Here is a 19,284-nt window from a genome sequence, read left to right as displayed (position 1 = left end):
CCCGAGCGTCACTCCACGCCGTTCGCGGCGTGGCTTCGTTGAAGCGATGGCCCTCTGGCGCAGATTCGTGAACACCTGCAACCACTCCACGCCGTTCGCGGCGTGGCTTCGTTGAAGCCTGACACGCTCCTGGGCGAGCCGGCGCATGAGTTTCCCCACTCCACGCCGTTCGCGGCGTGGCTTCGTTGAAGCCCGGCGCGAGGGATGGAGACATGAAACGGGTGGGGCACCACTCCACGCCGTTCGCGGCGTGGCTTCGTTGAAGCCAGTCGCGGATCGAGCGTCCCCGCTTCCATCAGCTGGCCACTCCACGCCGTTCGCGGCGTGGCTTCGTTGAAGCGTTACTGACGTTGCTTCTGTGCGTAGCGCTCGAAGAGCCACTCCACGCCGTTCGCGGCGTGGCTTCGTTGAAGCCGGTCGGAACACCATTCACTTGCCGTCTTGGCAAGCACTCCACGCCGTTCGCGGCGTGGCTTCGTTGAAGCCAGCCGTGTCCTGTATTGCGTCATAAGTACGCCACCACTCCACGCCGTTCGCGGCGTGGCTTCGTTGAAGCCAAGCTGCTCTTTGCTGACTGCTCCTTCGGTGCGCGGATCACTCCACGCCGTTCGCGGCGTGGCTTCGTTGAAGCGCGAATCTGTCATTGCGTTTGTTTACAACGGCTCCACTCCACGCCGTTCGCGGCGTGGCTTCGTTGAAGCCGATCGTGTGGACCGGCTTCACAAGCTGGTCCATGTTCACTCCACGCCGTTCGCGGCGTGGCTTCGTTGAAGCATGGCTGCAAGGGGACGGCGCACATGCAACAAACGGACACTCCACGCCGTTCGCGGCGTGGCTTCGTTGAAGCGTCAAGGGGATCGGTTGATTTTGAAAGTTCTTCGATCACTCCACGCCGTTCGCGGCGTGGCTTCGTTGAAGCTTCGGGAACGTCAGGCCGACCTGTTCACCGTCAGGAGCACTCCACGCCGTTCGCGGCGTGGCTTCGTTGAAGCTTGACGCCCCTGTCCTGGAAGTATTTCGACAGCTCCACTCCACGCCGTTCGCGGCGTGGCTTCGTTGAAGCAAGGAATACCGCGCCGCGTTCGACTTGGTGATGCCGCCACTCCACGCCGTTCGCGGCGTGGCTTCGTTGAAGCAGATTTCCTCCTCCAGTTGGCCAAGCCGGTAAGCCTGCACTCCACGCCGTTCGCGGCGTGGCTTCGTTGAAGCCAGATGTTGGCGAACATCGACCGGCAGATGACAGCCTACACTCCACGCCGTTCGCGGCGTGGCTTCGTTGAAGCTGGGAACTGGCTCCGGTCCGAGCGGAAGCGCCTGGGGCCACTCCACGCCGTTCGCGGCGTGGCTTCGTTGAAGCAGTCTTGTACGCCTGTCGCGTGGCCTCGATCTGCGCCCACTCCACGCCGTTCGCGGCGTGGCTTCGTTGAAGCAAATGTCACACTCGTGCGCGGCCTCGGGGTCGGCCCACTCCACGCCGTTCGCGGCGTGGCTTCGTTGAAGCAACAGCCCGTCCGGAACCACGGCTCAATACATCCGGCACTCCACGCCGTTCGCGGCGTGGCTTCGTTGAAGCGAGATCAGCCACCGTCGCGGCGAGACCAGTGTGACCCCACTCCACGCCGTTCGCGGCGTGGCTTCGTTGAAGCGACGACGCACAATAAACACGAAGTCCAACGCCAAGAGGTCACTCCACGCCGTTCGCGGCGTGGCTTCGTTGAAGCTATTTGTACCGCATAAATCATGATGGTACTCATCATCACTCCACGCCGTTCGCGGCGTGGCTTCGTTGAAGCAAGTCCGATGGGAGCCTGCAGGTGAGCCTGCTGCCGTCACTCCACGCCGTTCGCGGCGTGGCTTCGTTGAAGCGATTCATTTTCCCGCGTTTCAAAAAAACTTTGGCTATCACTCCACGCCGTTCGCGGCGTGGCTTCGTTGAAGCACGATTCCTTTGTTTACATCAACCGCCGCATAAACAGCACTCCACGCCGTTCGCGGCGTGGCTTCGTTGAAGCTTACCGGCGATAGCAATATAGTCTTCAGCCCTCTCCCACTCCACGCCGTTCGCGGCGTGGCTTCGTTGAAGCTGTTCGCTCCTGGAAATTACTTCGCATCCTCATTTGTCACTCCACGCCGTTCGCGGCGTGGCTTCGTTGAAGCAGCCTTGTACGCCTGTCGCGTGGCCTCGATCTGCGCCACTCCACGCCGTTCGCGGCGTGGCTTCGTTGAAGCTCGTCGGCGCGCAGGGCCAGCGCCAGCTTCCCGGTCACTCCACGCCGTTCGCGGCGTGGCTTCGTTGAAGCTACGATGATTCCGGCGCAATCCGGGGGGCTTGCTCGGCACTCCACGCCGTTCGCGGCGTGGCTTCGTTGAAGCGGACAAACTCTTCGGTTAGAAATGGCCGGTCTATTTTCCACTCCACGCCGTTCGCGGCGTGGCTTCGTTGAAGCCAGTCAGCCCCCTAATATCTTTGGATGAAATGGGATAGCACTCCACGCCGTTCGCGGCGTGGCTTCGTTGAAGCACGCATTCCGGAAATAAATTCCTGAAATTCCGTCAACACTCCACGCCGTTCGCGGCGTGGCTTCGTTGAAGCAAATACCCAGAATACCGTCAGCGGAGGCGGTCGCGGCCACTCCACGCCGTTCGCGGCGTGGCTTCGTTGAAGCAAACGTTCCGATGGCGTCGGTAAGAGCGCCGGGGACGCACTCCACGCCGTTCGCGGCGTGGCTTCGTTGAAGCACTGATACAGTGGGGTTTAGGATATGGGGCGTAGCACTCCACGCCGTTCGCGGCGTGGCTTCGTTGAAGCATCGTCGGATGTTTTTCTTCACCAAAATCATCCCACTCCACGCCGTTCGCGGCGTGGCTTCGTTGAAGCGCGCCGCCTGCACCCACGACGAGTACATTTCGGCGCACTCCACGCCGTTCGCGGCGTGGCTTCGTTGAAGCGTTGATGATGAGGCGTACTGAAATTCCGGATGCGACACTCCACGCCGTTCGCGGCGTGGCTTCGTTGAAGCTAGCTGTAGAGAGTGGCGGTCACGGTCCAGTTGGCCACTCCACGCCGTTCGCGGCGTGGCTTCGTTGAAGCGGGATCACGAAGGCCCTTTCCCACCGTCAGGAGGGCACTCCACGCCGTTCGCGGCGTGGCTTCGTTGAAGCCGCGAACAGCCCGCGATGTAGCCGCGGACGGTCTGCACCACTCCACGCCGTTCGCGGCGTGGCTTCGTTGAAGCAAGTGACGTGGTCGATGGCTGAGGCAAGGTCACGTTCACTCCACGCCGTTCGCGGCGTGGCTTCGTTGAAGCATCGATGCAGAAGCCCGGCAACGGCCGGGAGGGATCACTCCACGCCGTTCGCGGCGTGGCTTCGTTGAAGCAACGGCACCCTGATCGATATGCGCAAAATTAAGCGTCACTCCACGCCGTTCGCGGCGTGGCTTCGTTGAAGCATGCGGTGGGAAAAGGTTGGTGGGATTCCACGGCAGCACTCCACGCCGTTCGCGGCGTGGCTTCGTTGAAGCAGAGAATGGTAATGATTACGCGAATTTTTACGTCGACACTCCACGCCGTTCGCGGCGTGGCTTCGTTGAAGCATATTGGAGACTCCGCAACCAGTATAGTATGTTCACCACTCCACGCCGTTCGCGGCGTGGCTTCGTTGAAGCACTTCCGACCTTTGTTCTCATGTTACCCTCACTTTCCACTCCACGCCGTTCGCGGCGTGGCTTCGTTGAAGCGTGACGGGGGGCCGGAGCCCCCTTGGGGGGGCTACCACTCCACGCCGTTCGCGGCGTGGCTTCGTTGAAGCTTTATGAAATCGCAACAGTCAACGACACAGGCTGTCACTCCACGCCGTTCGCGGCGTGGCTTCGTTGAAGCAAACCTGTCTACCAATACTCTCCCGCCGCCTCGCGGCACTCCACGCCGTTCGCGGCGTGGCTTCGTTGAAGCTTGTGTCGGACGAAGTTAACCGTTTTACAAACGCAACACTCCACGCCGTTCGCGGCGTGGCTTCGTTGAAGCTATTGCCAGTTAGCCGCATACGCCGCCGGAATTTTCACTCCACGCCGTTCGCGGCGTGGCTTCGTTGAAGCACACACTACAAATCGCATTTGTATCCGTGGGGGTCACTCCACGCCGTTCGCGGCGTGGCTTCGTTGAAGCCAATACCGCGCGCGGGGCTGTATCCGGCGAGGGTCACTCCACGCCGTTCGCGGCGTGGCTTCGTTGAAGCCGGGATTATCGGCCTGAATAGCCTTTATGCGATCATCACTCCACGCCGTTCGCGGCGTGGCTTCGTTGAAGCGCAGACTGTGGCTGAGTAGCCTGCGCATTCTTTTCCCACTCCACGCCGTTCGCGGCGTGGCTTCGTTGAAGCCTATCAATCCCGCCATCCCCTTCCATCGCGTCCTTGCACTCCACGCCGTTCGCGGCGTGGCTTCGTTGAAGCTCCGACTTCCAGACCGAATCCGTCGTGGAGGAAATCACTCCACGCCGTTCGCGGCGTGGCTTCGTTGAAGCTCAGAATATTCACCGGCGGGTGACCCATCCGCGAGGCCACTCCACGCCGTTCGCGGCGTGGCTTCGTTGAAGCCGGTCAATTTTGATAAGGGCGTTACGGATTTTCCGCCACTCCACGCCGTTCGCGGCGTGGCTTCGTTGAAGCTGTCAGTGTTCCGCCGGCCCACGAAGCAGTGGCGGTTCACTCCACGCCGTTCGCGGCGTGGCTTCGTTGAAGCCGAGGAATCCTCTTTCATTTGCGGTCAGCCCACGCCAGCACTCCACGCCGTTCGCGGCGTGGCTTCGTTGAAGCTACAACATGGCAATCACTGACGGTGAAGTGAAGGCCACCACTCCACGCCGTTCGCGGCGTGGCTTCGTTGAAGCCGATCAGCACTGACCCCCTCCGGTTTGTCCGGAGCACTCCACGCCGTTCGCGGCGTGGCTTCGTTGAAGCGGGACGCGCTGAAGGGAAGCCAGCAACTGGCTATCTCCACTCCACGCCGTTCGCGGCGTGGCTTCGTTGAAGCCACAATTGCAACGCGACGTTGTTGTCATCCCTTCGCCACTCCACGCCGTTCGCGGCGTGGCTTCGTTGAAGCGGGACGCGCTGAAGGGAAGCCAGCAACTGGCTATCTCACTCCACGCCGTTCGCGGCGTGGCTTCGTTGAAGCCAGTTCAGATTGCGCTTCCATTGCAGCCTTTTCCCATCACTCCACGCCGTTCGCGGCGTGGCTTCGTTGAAGCGGGAAAGGGTCCAACGCCTCCCCGGCATCCGAACTCACTCCACGCCGTTCGCGGCGTGGCTTCGTTGAAGCCAGTTGAGCAGCCATGCGGGAGCGTTGGCCGGTGTGCACTCCACGCCGTTCGCGGCGTGGCTTCGTTGAAGCATTGTTCGCTACACAGATGGGACATATGTGGAAATCACTCCACGCCGTTCGCGGCGTGGCTTCGTTGAAGCTGTCAGTGTTCCGCCGGCCCACGAAGCAGTGGCGGTCACTCCACGCCGTTCGCGGCGTGGCTTCGTTGAAGCCCCTTACGTCAGGTACTCCGGTTAACGTCACCAGCCACTCCACGCCGTTCGCGGCGTGGCTTCGTTGAAGCGACAACTGGCCGGACCCGTGCGCATTTTTCGGGGACACTCCACGCCGTTCGCGGCGTGGCTTCGTTGAAGCCAAACACCCGCAATTGAGCGACCCGATCGGCAGTGCATCACTCCACGCCGTTCGCGGCGTGGCTTCGTTGAAGCCATCTACAGTCAATAATGGCTATCGCATCCCTAATCACTCCACGCCGTTCGCGGCGTGGCTTCGTTGAAGCTAATCTTCTCCGTTCCACACAGCATATATTCCGGGTCACTCCACGCCGTTCGCGGCGTGGCTTCGTTGAAGCTTGGTAGACATAGCAGTAATATGTTTATTGTTTTGTCACTCCACGCCGTTCGCGGCGTGGCTTCGTTGAAGCAAAACCGCGTGGCATGGCCGACAAGCGGCGCGAAGCCACTCCACGCCGTTCGCGGCGTGGCTTCGTTGAAGCCAGGCGATGGCGGCGCAGGCCATGTGGACGGCCTCCCACTCCACGCCGTTCGCGGCGTGGCTTCGTTGAAGCACGTCCGCGAACTCGCGAGCGCGGGCCGCACGGTTGACCACTCCACGCCGTTCGCGGCGTGGCTTCGTTGAAGCTTATATTACCGACGATTACGACTTTTACGAAACTGACACTCCACGCCGTTCGCGGCGTGGCTTCGTTGAAGCGATCGGGGCCAGCTTGAAGAAGCGCGTTTTATCGCATCACTCCACGCCGTTCGCGGCGTGGCTTCGTTGAAGCGTTTGCTCTTTTTTCTTGCTGTCTCCCGTTGACCGCCGTCACTCCACGCCGTTCGCGGCGTGGCTTCGTTGAAGCTGCGGTACAAATAGAACGTGCGCAACTCCTCATCACACTCCACGCCGTTCGCGGCGTGGCTTCGTTGAAGCAGCTTCCCCCGGTGGCCAATGCCTGATCGACATTTTGGCACTCCACGCCGTTCGCGGCGTGGCTTCGTTGAAGCAATGGGCGAATGGGACTTGCAGGCGCTCGGCAAGCTCCACTCCACGCCGTTCGCGGCGTGGCTTCGTTGAAGCTTTATTTTGTCCTTCAACCAGCCAAAGAAACCTTCACTCCACGCCGTTCGCGGCGTGGCTTCGTTGAAGCGATCCATTTGACGCACTGAACAAATTCCTTGCCAGCACTCCACGCCGTTCGCGGCGTGGCTTCGTTGAAGCCAGGGGGGAAGCCTTGTAGTTGTTGCGCCAGTACCCACTCCACGCCGTTCGCGGCGTGGCTTCGTTGAAGCAACAACCAGTTCCGGCGGCGGGTTTTTTATTGGCTCCACTCCACGCCGTTCGCGGCGTGGCTTCGTTGAAGCCAGTGGCTACGTGACCGGGTTGCCGGCTTCGCGGGTTCACTCCACGCCGTTCGCGGCGTGGCTTCGTTGAAGCATCGTATTCAAAACGGCCTTACGCGCTCTCGCAAAGCACTCCACGCCGTTCGCGGCGTGGCTTCGTTGAAGCTGTCCTGTCAGGGGTTCGCTGATACGCATTGCGGAATCACTCCACGCCGTTCGCGGCGTGGCTTCGTTGAAGCTATGCGCCAGTTGATCACATCCCAGGGATCGTAAACTCACTCCACGCCGTTCGCGGCGTGGCTTCGTTGAAGCAAGACGGGTCAATTGAGACGGTCGGCAGCTATTTCGGCCACTCCACGCCGTTCGCGGCGTGGCTTCGTTGAAGCTAAACGTCAACCCGATATTCCGCCGCGACAGCCTGAACCACTCCACGCCGTTCGCGGCGTGGCTTCGTTGAAGGTTCCGCCGCCAGGCGAGATGCCTCGTCAGGCAGTCGCCACTCCACGCCGTTCGCGGCGTGGCTTCGTTGAAGGAGGTTCGGTTCTTCCCGTGTTCAACAAGGCGGACTCTCACTCCACGCCGTTCGCGGCGTGGCTCCGTTGAGACAAGCGTCCTGCGGCTTCGTCATACCACCAGATGCACCCGCTCTCCGCTCGCGCGCAGCCGCCCTGGCGTGACCTGGCGGACTTTGCCTGCGAGCACCGTCACGCCACCCTTGCCCGGCTTCACTCCGGCGGGCAACTCGATCTCGGCCGGCACGCCCGCCGGGAGCGTGACCCGCAACTCGAACCGTTCCCGTTTGCCGGGCCGGATCTTCGCAGCGGCTCCCGCGCTTCCACCGGTACGATCCTCCGCGCCGGTGAACTGCCAGGAAACCTCCACCACGCCGCGTGGGGTCGGCACGCGGCCGCGCGCCCGGCCCAGTCCGCCCGGCTGCGGCGCGATGCGCACCACCTCGTAGCCGGGCTTCGCCGGCTGCACACCGAGCACGTACGCGCTCAGAAAATACGTCGGCGCAGCCGACCAGCCGTGGCAATGGCTCCGCGTCATGCGCGGACGGTCGGCGTGATACATTTCCCAAAAGGTCGTCGCCCCGGCATCGGTCTGCTTGCCCCAGTAATCGCGAATCAGCGACACGAGTTCGTCGCCGCGTCCTTCGCGGGCGAGCCCCTCGAGCACGAAGAACATGAAGAAGGGGCTGCCCGCCTTCACAAACCCTTCCGGCGCGCTCGCCATGATCTCGCGGGTGCGCTTCAGGCGCGATGGCGTCGGCACCTCCGCGATGTACGCGGCGGTATGGGTTTGCTGGCTGAAGACCGTCGAACGCGTGCCGTCCGGGCGGATGCAATCGATGTAGGCGCGGCGCTTCGCATCCCAGAGATGCCCGTTGACGGCGGCGGCGATCCGGTCGGCAAGCGCCGTCCAGCGCCGGACCTGCGCAACGGCCTCGCGGCCGAGTTCGCGGGCGAGCGCGGCGCCCTGACGCAGGCCGAGGACGGCGAGGCAGTTGAGGTGCGTGATTTCGCCGCCCGGCGGCGTGTCGAGCGCGGCCCAGTCAAACATGTTCCAGGCGCGGATCTTCAGGAGACCGCGCGGGCTGAGATAATGCTCGATGCCGTCCACGTTGCGGTCGAGCCAGCGGACCATGTCGCGGGCAAGGACACGGTCGCCCGTCAGGCGGAAATGTTCCTCGGCCCAGCGCATCCATAAAAAACTCCAGGCGGGCAGGATGTTTTCCCACGCGCTCGGCACCTGGCTTTCGACGAGGTCGGAGCGCTCGAGACTCTGCGCCGCCAGCAGCCACGAGTGCGCGCTGAGACGCGGGTCGCCGTTGGCCACGAGATCGACGAGCGCCTCGTTGCGCCCGTCGCCCACCCAGAAGGTCTGCTCGAAACTCGGGCAATCCGTGTACGTGTCCTCCGAACAACAGCGCACGGAATGCGCGCCGGCTTCCCAGATGCGTTCGAGCGTGGGGTCGGAACAGGCGAACGCTCCCTGGCGAGCCTGCGGATACGTGCCCATGAGCACGCGGATGTGGCGGATGTGCACCGGCCGCGAGAAGGCACGCAGCGTGAACCACGAATACTGAAACCCGCGCCGCACGAGGGTGCGGTAACGCTGCACGCCTTCGCGGCAGACGTAGCGGAAGGAATTGTTCATCGTCTCGGCGAGGTTGAAGCGGCCGTCGGGCTGGATGAACTCGAAGTTGTGGTTGTCGATGATCGTGCCGGCCGGCGCGTCGATCTCGAACTCGTGCCAGCCGACAACCTCGCGGCCGAAGTCGAGCAGCAGGCGCACGCCGGTGCCGGTGTCTCCGCCGTCGGCATGCGCGCGTGCGTCCGCATCCGCCGCCGGCCAGACCGTTGCCCGGTCGGCGGTGTCGTTGAGCAACGCCGACAGGTTTTCCGTGCGCGGCACGACGCCGGGCACCACGCGTTCGGAAGCGCAGAGCGCATACACATCGGTCCCGGCAACCATGTCCGACGTCAGCGGACGCACCCAGGGCTCGCGCGCCTCGTCGTCGCGCAGGGCGCCGCGCACACGGATTTCCTCGAACCGCGCCGCCGTGGCGCCGGGCAGGATCGCGGAGGCATCCGCGTCGACAAACTGTTGTTCGCTGCCGGTCACGGGCTCCGGCGCCAGCGTGTCGCGAAACGGCCCGATCGCCAGCCAAGGCGTGGAAGCAACCTTTTCCTTCGCCGTGGCGTCCGCCGCGGCGGATTTACGGCCCCGCGGCGGTGCGGACTGCCGGCCCGCATCCGCGGGCCACGCCGCCCACTGCACCGGCTGTGCCGTCCACACGCTGATCACCGTCCACCAGTAATGATCCCGCTCCGGCAGCGTGACCATGAGCGTGTTCCAGCCGGCGCGGAGCCGCGCATGGGCCACGCCGGTGTCGGTGAGCTGCAACGTGTGATCGTCGAACGCCAGCGGCTTGCCGTTGAGCGTCCACGGGCGAAACGGGCGCGGGTGCGGCTGGTGAAACTGCACCGCCTGCGCGCGTTCGCTGAAAAGGTGTGTGAGCAGAAGCATGCGGCCGCGCGGGACGTTGGCCGTCTTGTCGGCAGCGTTGAGAAAATCGCGCGGATTGAGGTTCCATACGTAGCGCGCGGTTCGCACCGCCTCCACGGACCGCACGCGCACGGCGTCCACCGGCTCGCGCGTGAGTTGCGGGATGTCACGCAGCACGAAGGCCGCGTGCGTCCCCTCGCCTGCGGCGCGCAAGGCGACCGCCTCCGGCCAGTCCGCCGCGGCGGCGTCGAACTCCGGGGACGCCCAGTCGTGCGGAAAGGCGCGCGCGTCCACCTGCTCTTCCCACGGCTGCATGCAACTGATCCGCGGCACCGGCCAGGCGAAGCCGTCGTGCGGTTGCGCACGCCATGTGTGCGCGCCTGCATTCCGGCCCTCGCCGCTCCCGCCCCCCTCCGTCACGATCCGGTGTTTCCCTGCGGCGTCGCGCCAGTCGATCTGTGCGAGCAAGCCCGGTTCCGCATGCAGATACTGGAACGTGCCGATCCCGAAATGCTGCACGAGCACCGCAAGGACGTTGCGGCCCGGCCGGAATGCGCCGCGCAGCTCGTACGGATCCACCGGCCACGGCGACGACCACGAACGCGCCGGCCCGCTGCCGAGCCAGACTCCGTTGAGGAACACCTCGTAGCGCGAATCCGCCGTGATCCATAACCGGCCCTCCGTGGTCGCTGCCACCGCGTTGTTTCCGGCAACATCGAACTCGCGGCGGAAACACACCACATTATGGGAAGCACGCGCGGCCCTGGCGGACCAGATCCAGCGGGCAGCCGAAGCGAAGGAAAAGTCGTTACTCATAGGATAGTCGGGAGCGATCGGGAAACGGGACCGGAAGGCCGGTCGGGTAAAACCGCAAATGTTACCAGATCGCCGACAACGGCCACCTTCATTTGCAGACCCGTTCCAGCACAATCAGACCAGCAATCGAAAAGGCCGAAAGCCTGATGGCTGAAGGCTGAAAACCCGGCTGATGTTCGTCCCGCCATGCCCCGCCTGTTTCAGTCCGCGGACTCCGTCAGCCCTTCAGCCTTTCCCCGAAGCTTGCGTCTCCGCCGAAATTGCCGCCAATTGCCCGTTTCCACACCTGCGCGATGCCCGACCACCCAACAATCCGCCTGCAAAAGTTCCTCGCCGACGCCGGCGTCTGTTCCCGACGCGCCGCCGAGACGCTCATCTCCGACGGCGATGTCTGGGTCAACGCGCAGCCCGCCACCCTCGGCCAGAAAATCAACCCCGAGACGGACAAGATCACCGTCCGCGGCAAGTCCGTGCGCCCCGTCGCCCAGCCCCGGCTCACCCTCGCCATGCACAAGCCCCGCGGCCTCGTCTGCTCGCACGACGACCCGCACAATCCCGACACCGTCTATGATCTGATCCCGCGCGAACTCGCCCGCTACCGCTTTTTCTGCGCCGGCCGCCTCGACAAGGACAGCGAGGGCCTGCTCATTCTCACCACCGACGGCGACCTCGCCCACCGGCTCATGCACCCGAGCACCGATGTCGTGAAGCGTTACCACGTCGTCCTCGGCGAGCCCTATTCTGCCAAAAAAATCGGCAAGCTCCTGCGCGGCGTTACCATCGAGGGCGAAAAGCTCAAGGTCGAGTACGCCGCTCTCGTCAATCCCAACGCCCAGGACCTCTCCACCAGCCTCGACGTCCACCTGCATCACGGCAAGAAGCGCGAGATCCGCCAGCTCTTCATGGCCCTCGGGCACGAAGTGAAGCGCCTCCGCCGCTACCAGATCGGCGCCTTCCCCTTGCGCGGCATCCCGATGCGCGCCATGAAGTTGCTCAACGACAAGGAAATCGCCACCCTCTTCGCCCGGCCCGGCCTGCAACCCGCCAACACCCGCCGCCGCTACACCCGCCCCAAAACCGCCGCGCCCGGCTCCTCCCGCCAATCCCCCGCCGGCGGCAAATCCTCCGGCAAACGCTCCACTCATCCGGCCAAAAAACGTGCCGGACAATCCCGTTCCCGTCACGCACGGTAAGTCTTCACACCGCCAGCCGTTTCCTGCATCGTCTCCGGAACACCAGTCCGTTTCCCGTCCGACCAATGAAAATCACTCCAACGCCCGCCGCCCGTCCGTCCCGCCTCTCCGCCCTCCTCGCCATCGCGAGCCTGCTCGTGGCCGCACCGCTGCCGGCCCTCCCGGCTACCGGCGACATCGAGGTCCACGCCCAGCCCTCCGACACCGCTCCCGTCATCGGCAGCTTCCCCGCCTCCCGCTCCCCCTCCCCCCTCACCCTGCCGACTCCGCCGCCCCAAGGCTGGTCTGCCGTCGAAATTCCTGGGCCGCACAGTGTGTACGTCGCCAACAAGGACGTCCTGAAAAACTACGACATCCGGCCCGGCGCCGAGTACCGCGTCAGCCCCTCCGAATCCGCCGCCGTCCTCGGATCAGCCGATGCCGCCGACAAGACCGGCCTCGTCGGCCTCAAGGGCCAATTCACCGAATACACCCTCGACCGCGCGCTCGTCGGCTATATCCGGAACCGACCGGCCACCGCCGCAACCGCCGACGCCGCCTCTCCGGTTGTCACCGTCGTTTCGTCCGATCCGACCGACATCGCCGCCGCCGCTCCGGTCGCGCCCTTCGATACCACGCTCACCCTGGGCAGCGGCGCGCAACTCACCCCGCTCCAGACACCGGTTCCCGGTGACGCCGCCGCCTCCGCATCCGCCCTGCCCCCCGCCGCCGCGCCGACAACGACTCCGCCTCCCCCGCCCTCTCCCGACGAGGTGGCCGCAAATGCGGTCGCCCCCCTCCCCCCCCTGCTCACCGGCAACGATTCCGCCTTCCCCGCTTCCGCCGCCGCTTCCACGCCGCCTCCCGTCGCCGCCCCGGTGGCAGCGGCGGCTGCCCCCGCCGAGCCCTTTGTCCCCGCTCCGGCCGGACGCGCCGCCGATACCAGCGCGACCGGTCTCCCCCGCATGATTCTCGGCACCTTTGCCTCCAGCAAACAGTTCTTCCGCCCGAGCCGCCCGTACCCGTTCCAGCTCAACGACGACACCGGCGCCCGTTACGCCTATGTGGACACCAGCCGGCTGCTCCTCACGGAAAAGCTCGAAAGTTTTCTCGGCCGCAAGGTGGTCGTTTACGGCACGATCCGTCCCGCTCCCGACAGCAAGGATATCGTCATCGCCGCCGAAACCCTCAAACTCCAGTAAACCCGGTCCGCGAAACACGCCAAAAGACACGGTAAAAAACCGGACCGGGAGAGCCGGATTTTTTGCCATTTCATGTGTTTTGCAAACCCGGCTGCCTTTCGCCTGTTTTTTCACCACATGGAACTCATCGACGGAAACCAGATCGCCACGGCCATCATTGCCGAACTCAAAACCGCAGTCGCCGCGCTCCCCGGCCGCAAGCCTTGCCTCGCGCTTGTCCGCGTCGGCGAGGATCCCGCCTCGGTTTCCTACGTGCGGAAAAAGGAAAAAACCGCCGCCGAAATCGGCATCGAAGGCCGCACCCTCCTTCCGCCTGAAACCATCACCCAGGCCGAACTCGAAAAGCTCATCGACGATCTCAACGCCGATCCCGCCGTCGACGGCATCCTCGTCCAGTCTCCGCTGCCCAAGCACCTCGACGAAGCCGCGATCTTCCGCCGCCTCGATCCCCGCAAGGACGTCGACGGCTTCCACACGATCAACATCGGCAAGATCGCCCAGGAAGACGACACCGGTTTTATAGCCTGCACCCCGGCCGGCATCATGGAGCTGCTCGCCCGTTCCGGCACCGACCTGCGCGGCAAGCACGTCGTCGTTCTCGGCCGCTCGCTCATTGTCGGCAAACCGGTCGGCCTGCTCGCCCTCCAGAAAAAAGCCGGCGCCAACGCCACCGTCACGTTCTGCCACTCGGCCACCGCCGATCTCCCCGCCATCACCCGCCAGGCCGACGTCCTCATCGCCGCCATCGGCCGCGCCGAATTCGTCACTGCCGACATGGTCAAGCCCGGCGCTGTCGTCATCGACGTCGGCATCAACCGCGTCCCCGACCCGTCGAAAAAAACCGGATACCGCCTCACCGGCGATGTCCACTTCCCGAGCGTCTCCCCGCTCGCCAGCAAGATCACGCCCGTCCCCGGCGGCGTCGGCCCCATGACCGTGTGCATGCTCATGAAAAACACGCTCAAGGCCCGACTCGGGAGGAAATGACGCCTCCCTGTGAGGCCGATCAATTACATAACAAGCGGATCCCTGAAATTTATTTTGAACAGAAGGAAACGAAGATAACGAAGAGCAGAAACACAAAGAACACCCTCTGCGAAACGCCTTCTTCTCCGGATCGGACCTTCATTCCCTTCGTTATCTTCTGTTCAAAAATTCTTTTTTCGTCCCGCACCCTTCGCCCGCCATCATCCGTCATTCGTCATTCCTCATGAACATCTCCTTCATCGGCGCCGGTAACATGGCCTCGGCCATCGTCACCGGCCTTCTTTCCAACAAAATCGCCGCTCCTTCCGCCATCGCCTGCATCGGCGGTCCGGCCGACGACACCGCGCAAAAACTCTCCGCCCGCACCGGTATCCGCGCGGCCACGACACCCGAAGATCTCCTTGCCGGGGCCGATGTCGTCGTCGCCGCGATCAAACCCCAGCAACTCGCCGATCTCCCGCCGGCGGTCGCGGAGCTCACCCGCGGCAAACTCGTCATTTCGATTCTCGCCGGCAAGCCGCTCTCCGCCCTCTCCGCCGTTTTCCCGCACGCGCGCAACCTCATCCGCGCCATGCCCAACACTCCCGGAGCCATCGGCGCCGGCATCACCGGCTGGTGTTCTCCGGCCACAAAACCGCTCGCCGATGCCGACCGCGCGCTCGCGCAAAATCTCCTCGGCGCGATGGGCCGCCAGATCGAGCTCGACGAGTCACAGCTCGACGCTGTCACCGCGCTCAGCGGCAGCGGCCCCGGTTATGTCTTCGAATTTGCCGCCGCCCTTCGCGAGGCCGGCGTCGCCGCCGGGCTTCCCCGCGACACCGCGCAACTGCTCGCCATCGAGACGATCCTCGGTTCCGGCAAACTTATGCAGCAGACCGGCACCGATCCGGAAACCCTCCGCAACCAGGTCACCTCGCCCAACGGCACCACGCTCGCCGGCCTGCAACGCCTCGCCGCCCACAACTTCCGCGCCATCGTCGAGGAGACCGTCCTCGCCGCCAAAACCCGATCCGAAGAGCTCAGCCGAGGCAACTGATTCTCCCTCCGGGCGGCTGCCGCCAAAACCAGACAGACCAACCGCTAAAAGACGCTGAAGAACGCTAAAAATGAACCGGTTAATTCCACTCTGGCAAAATAAAACGCCGGATTCGATGGCCACAAAAAGGCACAAGAAAACTCGCCGCGCATGGAGCCCTCCATCGCGCTTATAGGCGCGCGGGGGATTCTCGCCGGCCCGATGCGAATTTTGTGTTTTTGTGGCCATATCTCCAACTTACCGGAGTAGAAAGAACAAGTGTATCGAAAACCGGATACACTCACCCGCCAGATGGCGGGCATCGTGAGCTCCTCTTGTTCCGCGAGCTGTTTTTAGCGTTCTTCAGCGTCTTTTAGCGGTTCCAACCCGTTGAATCCAGGATACAACCTCTCCCCTCCATGGCCCGAAGTGTTGTCCGCCACGGCACCGTCCGTTGTCCGCGCTGCCAGATCGCCCCGCGCTGGTGCATCTGCGACGGGTTGCGCCCGCTCGCCCTGCCCTTCGCGGCCGATGTGCTCGTGCACACCGCCGAAACATGGCGCCCCACCAGCACCGGCAACCTGATCCGGCGCATCATCCCGGCTTCGGCGCACCATGTGTTTCAGCACACGCAACTGCCGTCGCGGGAAAACGTCTGCCGCCCCGGGCACACGCTCTGGATTCTCCACCCGCGTGGCGAGCCGCTGGAAGAGCTCGCATCCGCCCCGCCTCCGCCGGCCGCCATTCCGCTCCAGGTGCTCCTCATCGACGGCACCTGGGCGCAGGCCAACGACATGTTTCGCCACACGGAAGGCTGGGGCCGCAAGGTCAGCCTGCGCATGCCGGGCGAAAGCCGTTACTGGCTGCGCTCGCAGCATCGGGATGGACATTTTTCGACGATCGAGGCGCTGATCTTTCTGCTCGGCGCCCTCGGCCACGAGAGCGCACAGACGACGCTGCGGCTGCAATTCGAGTTGCACGTTTACGCCAACCTGCTCGCCCGCGGCCGCAAGAGCGAGGCCGCGGAGTTTTTGAAGGACTCGCCGTTGCCGCTCGCCGAAGCGATGCCGGAGTTGCTGGCGCGGCTGGCGCCGCAGTAAAGATCCCCGGAGCATTGGAGCGGCGGCGGGACGCCGCCGCTCCGTTACGAACCGCTGCGGGCGATCTCGCGCAGCGCCTGCTCGCGCATGGTCGCCGGCACGTCGGCCACTTCCCAGCCGTGGCGGGCCAGGCGGGCCAGTTCCGCGCGCGTGAACCCCGCCTCGGCCGCCAGCGCGGCGTATTCGTCGCAGACCGTGTTGGCGAACATCAGCGGATCGTCCGTGCTCACCGTGCAGCGCACGCCCGCCTCCAGCAACCGCCGCAACGGATGCGCGGCAAGTGACGGCACGACGCCGAGTTTAACGTTGCTGAGCGGACACACGTCGAACGTCACGCCGCGCTCCGCCGCCAGCGCCACCACCGCGGGATCCTCGATCGCGCGCACACCGTGCTGCACGCGGGTGACGCCGAGCACCTCGATCGCCTCGCGCACGCGGGCGGCGCCGTCGAACTCGCCGGCATGGCTCTTGGTGATCTTCCCGGCCTCGCGCAGCCGTCGCCAGACCGGTGCCGCCCATGACCCGGTCGGCATGCTTTCGTGCCCGTGCAAATCCACGCCGGCGAGGTCGTCGAGATTTTCGAGGTCGTCGATCACGGCGCGCAACTCGCCGTCATAACTGTCTCGCAGCATCCCGGCGAAGATGCGCACTTCGAGCCCGGCCGGCACGGCGGCGCGGATGGCGGCGACGAGTTCGCGCGCCGGCACTCCGATGAAGCCGACCATCGGCAGATGAAAACTGGCTTCCACATAGCGGACGTTCTGCACGAGGTGCGCGGCGAAGACGGCGCGGCAGGTTTTGTAGTAACGCTCCGCCGAGGTGAACCATGGCACGGCGTGGCCGAGCAGCAGGGCATCGAACGAGGAAAAATCGGGAAACCGGTAATGCGGTTCGCGGAAGGCCGGCGAGGCCGGGAACCGGCCGGCATCCCACGCATGGAGCATTTCGTACGGCACCGCGCCCTCGATGTGCAGGTGCGTTTCCGTTTTCGGCAAGGCATGGATGAAGGCGCGCAGGTCGCCCGTGCCGGCCCTGTCTTTTGTTTCAGGATACGTTTCCGGTTTCATGCGAAAATCTCCAGCAGCCGGGCGAAGAGCCGGTCGGTCTTTTCCTGGTTGGCACGCACCTGCTCGCCGAAGCGGTCGAAGTCGATGGCCGTGCCTTCGATGCCGTTGGCGTAGTTGTCCACGATGGCGAGCGAGGTGCAGCCGAGCCCCGCCTCGGTGCAGAGGTCGGCTTCGTGGGCCAGCGTCATGCCGACGACGTCGCCCCACTGGCGGATGACGCGGATCTCGGCCTTCGTTTCGAAACGCGGACCGCGCATCTGCACGTAGGTCTGCCCGGTTGTCACCGGGAACGCCTCGCCCAGTCCGTCGATGATTTTTTCCAGCATCCGGTTGGCGATGCCCGGAGCGCCGCCCTTGAGCTCGTCGTCGAAAAACGTGGCCGGCCCCTGCTGAAGCGCCACGTAATCGCTGCACGAAACGAGCGTGCCCGGCGGTAGCTCGGCGCGGAGCGAGCCGACCGACGAAACGGTCACCACCTCGCGAAAACCGAGCGAAGCGAGCGCGGCGATGTGGGCGCGATGGTTGATCCGGTGCGGCGGTAGCGGTGCGGCTCCGGCGCCGTGACGGTTGAGGACTACGTGATCCCCCCGCGTGCGCAGGCAGACGGAACCGTGCGGGGTGGTGACCGTCCGCTGCTCCCAGGCAGCGAACAGGGACGAACGGAGGATGCTCGTGCCGCTGACAAACGCAATTTTCATCAGGCAGCCAACATCGGGGGCGACTCAACGGGATGTCAACAGGGCGGGAGGGGGGCCGGGCTTCCGGCCCGCGATTGCGGAAGGCGGCGCTTCGCGCCGTCCACGGGCAAGATGCCCGTGCCACCTCCGGCGGACGCGCCGTGCGGACAACCCGAAAACCGGCATTGCCCGCAACGAAAGGCGTACCGGCGTTATTCCGGGCGGTCGTCCTTTTCCTGCCAGGGCAACACGTGCAGGTAATCGGCCGGCGGACGATCGAGCGCTCGCAGATCGCCGTGCGAAATTTTGACCGGTCTCGCCGCCGCCTTTTCCGCCTCGCCCAGCTTCAACTGACCGCTGCGGGTGACCAGCACCACACGGTCCACGATGCCGGGTGAACGGCGGCGCACGCGGTCGGGCGTACCGAGGCCGAAACGCACGTGACCGGAGCCGCAGACGACAAACGCCGTCCGCGCCCGACCTGCCGGCTGGCCGGCCTTGCCGGCACCGCTTGCTATCGGCAGCCGCCGGGCGGCGACGATGTTTTCCGCCATCGTCTCGTCGCGGGCGACCTGCGCCTCGAAGACCGGGCGAAGTTTTTCCGGATCCATCGCCATGTGGACCGAAAGCAGCAGGTTCATGAGGCGTTCATAGGGAGGATCGTCGAGCACGATGTCCGCCGGCAGCACGCCGCGGCCGGCGGAATCGAGGCGGGCGATGCCGCCGCCACGGCTGACGGCGCGAATGACTTCGGCCGGAGCGTTGAGCGCATACACAGGAATGCCGCGCGCCTGCGCGTACTCGCAGAGCGCGCGGTAGTCGGGATAATTCTTCCATGTCCTGCCCCAGTCGATTTCGCGGGCGAGCCCCTCGAAATCGAGTTCGCCGCGATTGAAGCGGTCCACGGCCGGTTGCCGGCGCGCCTCGATCTGTTCGAGGCAGAGCACGAGCGGCACGCCCCGTTCGTCGAGAGCGCGCAGGAGCAAGAGTTGCACGGCATGATGGCGGTCGATCGAGTGCGTTTCGCCTGCATAAACAACATCCGCCTGTGCCAGGTCGGCGAGGACGGTGGCTTGCGCAGCAGTCTCGCCATCGATCAGATCGAGCCAGAAAGCGCGGTCAGTACCGTCGCCGGCTGACTCCGCCGACGCAACCGGTCCGGCAAAAACCGGCCGGAAGAGCATGGCCGCGATCGCCGCCAGGAAGGCCAAGGCAGACAACCGCCAGAACAGAAAACGACAGGACAGCATGGTCACGGATAGCAGAACAAGAGGAATGGGAAAAATACCCCACCGTCCGGCAGATGCGAACGGCGGGGCGCGAAAGCCGACGCAGGCGCAAACCGGGGATA

The 19,284-nt window shown here is 64.6% G+C and carries 10 protein-coding genes and 1 CRISPR repeat array (1 of these 11 only partly in view); of the genes, 5 read left to right on the top strand and 5 right to left on the bottom strand.

What is annotated here, in order from left to right:
- Positions 1-7,491: a CRISPR direct-repeat array (repeat unit 36 nt; unit sequence CACTCCACGCCGTTCGCGGCGTGGCTTCGTTGAAGC); it reaches 712 nt to the left of the window's first position.
- A gap of 18 nt (positions 7,492-7,509) precedes the next feature.
- Positions 7,510-10,713: an alpha-L-rhamnosidase gene (locus OPIT5_21600; GenBank protein AHF92464.1), complete on the bottom strand. Its 3,204-nt coding sequence runs from the start codon at positions 10,711-10,713 to the stop codon at positions 7,510-7,512.
- Between the two features lie 293 nt (positions 10,714-11,006).
- On the opposite strand from OPIT5_21600, the gene OPIT5_21595 reads away from it, so the two are divergent.
- The 3 genes from OPIT5_21595 (at position 11,007) to OPIT5_21585 (ending at position 14,074) form a co-directional block, all read left to right on the top strand.
- A complete protein-coding gene (locus OPIT5_21595; GenBank protein ID AHF92463.1) occupies positions 11,007-11,906 on the top strand; it encodes an RNA-binding protein S4 in 900 nt (299 codons plus the stop codon).
- A 65-nt stretch (positions 11,907-11,971) separates the two neighbouring features.
- Positions 11,972-13,087, top strand: coding sequence for a hypothetical protein (locus OPIT5_21590; GenBank protein AHF92462.1), 1,116 nt, complete (start codon positions 11,972-11,974; stop codon positions 13,085-13,087).
- 117 nt (positions 13,088-13,204) lie between these two features.
- The gene (locus OPIT5_21585) at positions 13,205-14,074 is read left to right on the top strand and encodes a bifunctional 5,10-methylene-tetrahydrofolate dehydrogenase/ 5,10-methylene-tetrahydrofolate cyclohydrolase (protein AHF92461.1); all 870 of its coding nucleotides are present in this window, start codon (positions 13,205-13,207) and stop codon (positions 14,072-14,074) included.
- A gap of 49 nt (positions 14,075-14,123) precedes the next feature.
- Here the strand turns inward: OPIT5_21585 and OPIT5_21580 are convergent, their stop codons facing one another.
- Entirely contained in the window at positions 14,124-14,216 is a 93-nt protein-coding gene (locus OPIT5_21580; GenBank protein AHF94583.1) for a hypothetical protein, read from the bottom strand.
- Positions 14,217-14,297: 81 nt separating this feature from the next.
- Here OPIT5_21580 and OPIT5_21575 point away from each other — a divergent pair, with 81 nt between their 5' ends.
- Positions 14,298-15,110 carry a pyrroline-5-carboxylate reductase gene (locus tag OPIT5_21575; GenBank protein ID AHF92460.1) on the top strand — a complete coding sequence of 271 codons (813 nt, stop codon included), beginning with the start codon at positions 14,298-14,300 and terminating at the stop codon, positions 15,108-15,110.
- 398 nt (positions 15,111-15,508) lie between these two features.
- Positions 15,509-16,189 carry a hypothetical protein gene (locus OPIT5_21570; GenBank protein AHF92459.1) on the top strand — a complete coding sequence of 227 codons (681 nt, stop codon included), beginning with the start codon at positions 15,509-15,511 and terminating at the stop codon, positions 16,187-16,189.
- Positions 16,190-16,233: 44 nt separating this feature from the next.
- Here the strand turns inward: OPIT5_21570 and OPIT5_21565 are convergent, their stop codons facing one another.
- The 3 genes from OPIT5_21565 to OPIT5_21555 all read right to left on the bottom strand — a co-directional run bounded on the left by OPIT5_21565 (position 16,234) and on the right by OPIT5_21555 (position 19,183).
- Complete coding sequence (locus OPIT5_21565; protein ID AHF92458.1) at positions 16,234-17,256, bottom strand: adenosine deaminase; 1,023 nt, start codon at positions 17,254-17,256, stop codon at positions 16,234-16,236.
- The gene (locus tag OPIT5_21560) at positions 17,253-17,954 is read right to left on the bottom strand and encodes a purine phosphorylase (protein ID AHF92457.1); all 702 of its coding nucleotides are present in this window, start codon (positions 17,952-17,954) and stop codon (positions 17,253-17,255) included. Before OPIT5_21560 ends, OPIT5_21565 begins: the two co-directional genes overlap by 4 nt.
- Positions 17,955-18,145: 191 nt before the next feature.
- Positions 18,146-19,183, bottom strand: a complete 1,038-nt coding sequence (locus OPIT5_21555; GenBank protein AHF92456.1) for a hypothetical protein — start codon at positions 19,181-19,183, stop codon at positions 18,146-18,148.
- Between the last annotated feature and the right edge of the window lie 101 nt (positions 19,184-19,284).

This window comes from Opitutaceae bacterium TAV5, assembly GCA_000242935.3.
Classification (GTDB): domain Bacteria; phylum Verrucomicrobiota; class Verrucomicrobiia; order Opitutales; family Opitutaceae; genus Geminisphaera.
Note: the sequence above shows the minus strand (reverse complement) of the source record. Positions and strands in the feature narration are given on the sequence as shown.

Coding starts and splice junctions, on each gene's coding strand:
- OPIT5_21560 (AHF92457.1), bottom strand. CDS start 17,954: ATGAAAATTGCGTTTGTCAGCGGCACGAGCATCCTCCGTTCGTCCCTG.
- OPIT5_21590 (AHF92462.1), top strand. CDS start 11,972: ATGAAAATCACTCCAACGCCCGCCGCCCGTCCGTCCCGCCTCTCCGCC.
- OPIT5_21580 (AHF94583.1), bottom strand. CDS start 14,216: ATGAAGGTCCGATCCGGAGAAGAAGGCGTTTCGCAGAGGGTGTTCTTT.
- OPIT5_21575 (AHF92460.1), top strand. CDS start 14,298: ATGAACATCTCCTTCATCGGCGCCGGTAACATGGCCTCGGCCATCGTC.
- OPIT5_21570 (AHF92459.1), top strand. CDS start 15,509: ATGGCCCGAAGTGTTGTCCGCCACGGCACCGTCCGTTGTCCGCGCTGC.
- OPIT5_21555 (AHF92456.1), bottom strand. CDS start 19,183: ATGCTGTCCTGTCGTTTTCTGTTCTGGCGGTTGTCTGCCTTGGCCTTC.
- OPIT5_21600 (AHF92464.1), bottom strand. CDS start 10,713: ATGAGTAACGACTTTTCCTTCGCTTCGGCTGCCCGCTGGATCTGGTCC.
- OPIT5_21565 (AHF92458.1), bottom strand. CDS start 17,256: ATGAAACCGGAAACGTATCCTGAAACAAAAGACAGGGCCGGCACGGGC.
- OPIT5_21595 (AHF92463.1), top strand. CDS start 11,007: ATGCCCGACCACCCAACAATCCGCCTGCAAAAGTTCCTCGCCGACGCC.
- OPIT5_21585 (AHF92461.1), top strand. CDS start 13,205: ATGGAACTCATCGACGGAAACCAGATCGCCACGGCCATCATTGCCGAA.